Source organism: Nocardia rhamnosiphila NBRC 108938 (assembly GCF_000720425.1).
Classification (GTDB): domain Bacteria; phylum Actinomycetota; class Actinomycetes; order Mycobacteriales; family Mycobacteriaceae; genus Nocardia; species Nocardia rhamnosiphila.
On record NZ_JOAJ01000049.1, the window covers coordinates 1 to 586 of the forward strand.

Genomic DNA, 586 nt, shown 5'->3' on the forward strand with positions numbered 1-586 from the left:
CCGCCGGCACACGCTTGGACGATGCTGCTATCCCTTAGTCGAGGCCATTTTTCGTCCCGCTTGCCGAAGAAGTAGCAGTCGCCTTCCTTGCGGCAGATGTTCTTGGTGGCCTTGTCCGCGTGCCCTTTATCGATGTGATGTTCGGCGTTCCTCTTCCCGGCGTTGGTCTCCTTGCCCGGCTGTGGCCCGTTTTCATCTAGAAGATGGGATCGATGCCCTTGAACTTCTGTCCGGCCAGCTTCTTGAATTCACTGACGGGCATCTTGCCGTAACTGAACCCATTGTGGTCGAAGTGGTCGCCGTGGGGGACCCCCGAGAGGGTGATGGTCGGGGGAGGTTCTGCCAGCCGGATGCGGGTGAAGTGGTCTGTGGTGTCACGACCGCCTGCGGCTGCAGTGCCAGCGACGTTCGACATCGTGAGAGCAAGGCAACCGAGGCAAGCAGTGATGAACGCGCGATGGGACATGACTTGTCCTTTCGGGTGCAGCGGTTACAGGGCGCAGCGGAAAAGGTCTGTGTGAGTGTGTGCAGAGGGTGAGCCTTCCTGCCCGCCTGCTGCCTTTTGCCGGGACCTTACGTGAACGGC

The 586-nt window shown here is 60.2% G+C and carries 1 protein-coding gene; it reads right to left on the bottom strand.

Features of this window, described 5'->3' with window-relative positions:
- Window positions 1-196: 196 nt before the first annotated feature.
- Entirely contained in the window at window positions 197-466 is a 270-nt protein-coding gene (locus IG75_RS0135630; protein WP_030565536.1) for a hypothetical protein, read from the bottom strand.
- Window positions 467-586 lie beyond the last annotated feature (120 nt).